The sequence below is a fragment of the Clostridium sp. genome (assembly GCF_016650035.1).
Classification (GTDB): Bacteria; Bacillota; Clostridia; order Clostridiales; family Clostridiaceae; genus Clostridium_AD.
Map to the genome: position 1 here is coordinate 1 of NZ_JAENWM010000151.1, position 4713 is coordinate 4713.

Below are 4713 nucleotides of genomic sequence, written 5' to 3' on the forward strand. Positions count from 1 at the left end.
AAAAACAAAGATAAGTATAAATATTAAATTTAGAAATGAATAAAAATAAGCATTAACATTAATAAAGATAAGTAAGAAATCATTCGTATTATTTAGAGGCGGTTTCTTATTAAACTTATAATTAGATTATACAAGGAGGTTAATTTACATTACGGTGTTTGTTCCATCGCTTACAACTGATTATAAGGTTAAGGGATTAAAAATGGGTGCAGAAGATTATATTACTAAACCGTTTCAAGTTGCTGAATTGATTGCTAGAGTAGACAATGTGTTAAAACGACATATGAATACGAAGAATCAAATTCATGATATAAAAATTGATTTTGAAAAAAGAATCGTCTTTCAATCTCAAAAGATAATTGATTTAACGGAGTTGGAATTTGATCTGTTGGTTTATATGATGACGTATGTTAATAAAGTTTTAATGCGCGAACAAATTTATGAACATGTCTGGAAAAAAACATTCAATGTAGAGAGTCGTACAGTTGATATGAGTATCAGACGATTAAAGAAAAAATTGAATTGGGACGATGAGATTGTAAGTATTTACAAAGTTGGATATAGATTGATTAATTAATGATTAGGAAGTTGTGGTTATGAAAAAATATTCTCGTATATATAATATTATAATGATTCTTATAACTGGTTTGTTCATTTTTTTGGAAATAGAAGCTGTATCTTTTAGTTTTAAAATGGATATTGAACGTGAAATAGAAGCGCTACAAAATATCAATTTGGAATATGCCAATTCGCTTGCTAATTCAATCGAAATGTTAGAAAATCATACAGATGAATCAGACAGTGTTTTAAAATTTGTAGCTAAAAACTTATATACTAGTATGTCAAATCATCATGTAATTTACCAAGTCCTTAGCAAAGACAATGTGATCTACAATAGTCGGTTATTGAACTTAAATAAAAATTTACCCGAATTACCGGAAGCAGAACAAATCTTCTTAGAGTATTATCAAGAAGACCAAAAGAATTATATCGTAATAACCAGTTCAGTAGAGATTTATGACCAATCGTATTTTATAAGTACCATTCTTGGAGTGACAGAGGTCTATGCACAAAGAGATACTTTAGTTCAACGATATAGTTTACTGCTGCTTATTATTTTAACACTTTTAGCATTGGGATTGTATTTATTAGTCAAAAGCTTTGAGAAAAATGTTCGTATTTCAGAAAAAATAGCACAAGTGGAAGCCGCATCAAAAATACAAGAAGAATTCACTGCGTCCTTTGCACATGAATGTCGGACGCCGTTAACCTCGATTATTGGATATTCTGATATGTTATTAACGATGGACTTAAACAAAGAAGAGCAGATTGAGTCCCTTGAATATATACTGGGTGAAGGAAAACGTCTTGAGCGTTTAATCAATCAAATGATGGTATTAACGAATCTACGAGATGATGAAATAACCATTGAAAATGTGGAGATTCAATCATTACTGAGTGAGACTTATAACTTATTAAACAATCAAATGCAATTAAAAGGCATTAATTTTACAGTAGAATATGAACCAGGTACTATTTTAGGTGTTGAGGATTTATATTTATCTATATTAATTAATATCCTAGACAATGCAAGAAAGGCTGTAGAGTATAAGGGAAATATCTATTTATCAGGTAAACATACAAGTACAACTTACAAAATTGTCATCAAAGATGATGGTTGTGGCATGGATTCAAAAGTGCTTGAAAAAATGATGGAACCTTTTTATATGGCTGATCAATCAAGAACAAGACGGGAAGGTGGTGCTGGACTGGGAATGGCTATTGTTAGTCGGATTGTAAAGCGATTGGATATCCATTTAGAAGTGGAGTCTACAGTAGATAAAGGGACTACTTTTACATTAGATATACCTTTGTGTTCTTCAGATGAACATAATGGCAAAGCGCCAAAGGTGATGCTAAATGAATAGATGGAATCGATTAATTAGTATCATTTTACTCATTGTGTTGTTATTATTTGCAATTTATTCACCTAATGTATATTTTAAAATATCTGATCATTTTGATGGATCTAAACAAAAAACATTAGAACGGAAAACAAATGAAAAGCTTGAGGAATTTAGTAGTGATGATAATATTCGATTGATTGTTGAATTGCTTGAAAATTCTAGTGCCATCAATATGTTAGCTTTACAGAAAAAAGAAATGAGTGATATTGAACAAAATAAACTTTCAAAAGAGTTAAATAAACTGGTAAAAGTAGGGTTAATTAAAGCAATATCTGTAGACCATATTAAAGAACATTTGGTTTATGTGGCTTATTATAATATGTTTGTACCATCAGATGAATCTGTAACCATGGCTTTAAAAGAGTTTAAATTCACGGATTATAATAGTTTTGAATATAGCTTCTGGATGGATGGTGAAACGGATAAAATATATGAGGTAACGTTAGTAGATGAGAACATAGATTTTTCTTTATCAGAATTGGACTATATGAATGGCATGCATGAATACTTTGATTTGGATGTGATTACACCAATTGAGAAAAATGATGATGAAAGTATTCAGTCGTTTCAAATAGAAATCAATGGTATTCAGGATAGGTCCGTATACGGTGAGTTTTCTATATATAATCCATCTACAGCAAGTTTTGTCCTTCAAGAAGAAGGGATACAATGGAGTGTATACTCGAAATACTTTGAAAAGTGATGAAGTATCTTAGCAACAGAGCTTGTACTGTTCCAGCTTTTGACAAAGGTCTGACCCCTTACACAGATTGAAAGTGAAACAGACAAGCTGTGTTGCTAACAACTCTTTAGTAGCATTGATGTTGACAAGTAGAAGTACCCTTTTTTACAGAGAAAAGCACCTCTCCGGGTTATATTGTGGAGTGCTTTGATGAGAGAGAACATTTTGAGGCAGGCGATAAGATAAGCTTCAATTTAATATTGATTGGAAGAACTATTGTTTATTTACAGCAATTTATATTTGCTTTTGATGCGTTAGGTCAGAAGGGAATTGGTGCAGGAGATCAAAAATATAGTCTTAGCAAGATATACAATGAAGGTAATGATGCTATTTTTGATGAAGGTTATTTTTATAAGTCAAATATTAAAATAAATACACTGAAGGATTACGTTGATAAAATAGATCCTTCAGCACAAAGTGATGCTAGAACGGTAACTATTAATATGCCGGAACCTAAAGATGGTACTCCGAAAGCTAATCAACAAGAAGTTGAAATACCAGCACTTGCAGTACAGGCAATGGCGTAGTGGTAGTACAAGGAATTCCTTATACTATAGAAACAAACTATTCTGGTTTCAAAACAAAACTAGTAATTCCGTTTACAGGTATGACTATACCTACAGAAAATAAAAATTCTTTTCTTGATTCCTTAAAAGTATATATTGAGCATACAGATGGAACAAAAGAAGTAAAGAACGGGACTATAGTTTATGAAAATGGGAATCCTATTGGAATTGAAATTACTATTGATAAATTTAGTAGTTTCCAAGTATTATCCATAGATCAATCCAAAAGCAGTTCATCTATTCCAAAGACAGGTAGTCCCTTTGACATGATGACACTTTTAATATTAGGTGGAGCATTAATGCTTACAGGTTTTGGAGTATTAATGGTTAGAAGGAAAAAAATAAATCAATAAAAGAAATCTATTAAGATGAAATAATTCAAAAAAATACCTACAGCCAACACTTTGAAAAAAGTGTTGGCTGTAGGTATTTTTATATTTAATTAAAGGGGGGCTCTAATTAAAAAAATTAATTACTTTCTATGTACTTATAATAACAATTCTATATGTCATTATAATGACAAAATTAATAATTAACTGTGAAGGCATTTAATTTTAATAAAATTCAAACAAGGAGTGCATTATAATTTGATTTCAGATAAAACTAATTAATAATAAATATCCTTATTTATACAATTAATTAAGGCAGGATAATCCTGCCTTAGAATTATTTTTTATAAGTACCTTTACCTTCTAATGAACGTGCTTTTACTAGTTCTTTTTCTTCTAGTGTAGCATCACTAGGGCCACTAGTCATGTTAGGCATGTTATACATATTCACCATATCAATGTTTGAAGCAGTACCTTTAGTAGGATCATATTTATTTGATTTTTTTGTTTCTTCTAAATTATTTTTATTCATATTTTCTCCCTTCAAATTTATAAATTACACTGCGGTTATCCAGTGCACTATATAGTTTACCCATTTAGTTATAAAGTATAAATTATAAATATAAGATTATAGTTGTCAGTTTATTATATTAACCAGTTCTTTTAAGATGTTATTTTATCTAATTATACTAAGAAGGACCTTAGTGGTCGCAAAAATAGCTATTAAAACCCTAAGTTTTAATAGCTATTTGTCTAATAAATTATTTGCCCAATTTGGAATATTTTTATCTTCCCATGAGCCTATACGAGCTTTTTTGTTCTCTTTGCAGAACCATATTAGATAAAATAATATAAAAATCCTGCTCTTCTTTGCTTTTTGACGTCTTAAATGAATTCTTTAATTGGCTATAAGAACAATGCAACCTGTTATATAATATTGTATAACAATATGTTGAAAAAATAAACTATAGCAAGTAAGTCCGGCATGTCCTCACTAGGAACCCAGGGTAGAAAAAAATTACAAATGTAAGGTGATAAGAGGTGGAGTGAATGACTAGAAAAAAATGAATGGTATAATTTAATTATAAGTTTATTTGCTATTGTTTGAT

The 4713-nt window shown here is 30.0% G+C and carries 6 protein-coding genes; 5 read left to right on the forward strand and 1 reads right to left on the reverse strand.

Annotated features, from left to right (window positions below):
* The first annotated feature begins 202 nt into the window (after positions 1-202).
* The 5 genes from JJD95_RS19635 to JJD95_RS19655 all read left to right on the forward strand — a co-directional run bounded on the left by JJD95_RS19635 (position 203) and on the right by JJD95_RS19655 (position 3628).
* The gene (locus JJD95_RS19635; RefSeq protein WP_291645129.1) at positions 203-577 is read left to right on the forward strand and encodes a response regulator transcription factor; all 375 of its coding nucleotides are present in this window, start codon (positions 203-205) and stop codon (positions 575-577) included.
* A 19-nt stretch (positions 578-596) separates the two neighbouring features.
* A complete protein-coding gene (locus JJD95_RS19640; RefSeq protein ID WP_291645131.1) occupies positions 597-1928 on the forward strand; it encodes a HAMP domain-containing sensor histidine kinase in 1332 nt (443 codons plus the stop codon).
* Positions 1921-2670 carry a hypothetical protein gene (locus tag JJD95_RS19645; RefSeq protein ID WP_291645133.1) on the forward strand — a complete coding sequence of 250 codons (750 nt, stop codon included), beginning with the start codon at positions 1921-1923 and terminating at the stop codon, positions 2668-2670. Before JJD95_RS19640 ends, JJD95_RS19645 begins: the two co-directional genes overlap by 8 nt.
* A 176-nt stretch (positions 2671-2846) precedes the next feature.
* A complete protein-coding gene (locus tag JJD95_RS19650) occupies positions 2847-3236 on the forward strand; it encodes a hypothetical protein (protein WP_291645135.1) in 390 nt (129 codons plus the stop codon).
* On the forward strand, positions 3236-3628 hold the full coding sequence (locus JJD95_RS19655) for an LPXTG cell wall anchor domain-containing protein (RefSeq protein WP_291645137.1): 393 nt from the start codon (positions 3236-3238) through the stop codon (positions 3626-3628). The genes JJD95_RS19650 and JJD95_RS19655 overlap by 1 nt, the downstream gene beginning before the upstream one ends.
* 313 nt (positions 3629-3941) lie before the next feature.
* Here the strand turns inward: JJD95_RS19655 and JJD95_RS19660 are convergent, their stop codons facing one another.
* Positions 3942-4136, reverse strand: a complete 195-nt coding sequence (locus JJD95_RS19660; protein WP_291645139.1) for a hypothetical protein — start codon at positions 4134-4136, stop codon at positions 3942-3944.
* Positions 4137-4713 lie beyond the last annotated feature (577 nt).

Bases quoted from the DNA above. Each gene is read 5' to 3' on its own strand.
- JJD95_RS19635 (WP_291645129.1), top strand. From the start codon at position 203: ATGGGTGCAGAAGATTATATTACTAAACCGTTTCAAGTTGCTGAATTG.
- JJD95_RS19640 (WP_291645131.1), top strand. From the start codon at position 597: ATGAAAAAATATTCTCGTATATATAATATTATAATGATTCTTATAACT.
- JJD95_RS19645 (WP_291645133.1), top strand. From the start codon at position 1,921: ATGAATAGATGGAATCGATTAATTAGTATCATTTTACTCATTGTGTTG.
- JJD95_RS19660 (WP_291645139.1), bottom strand. From the start codon at position 4,136: ATGAATAAAAATAATTTAGAAGAAACAAAAAAATCAAATAAATATGAT.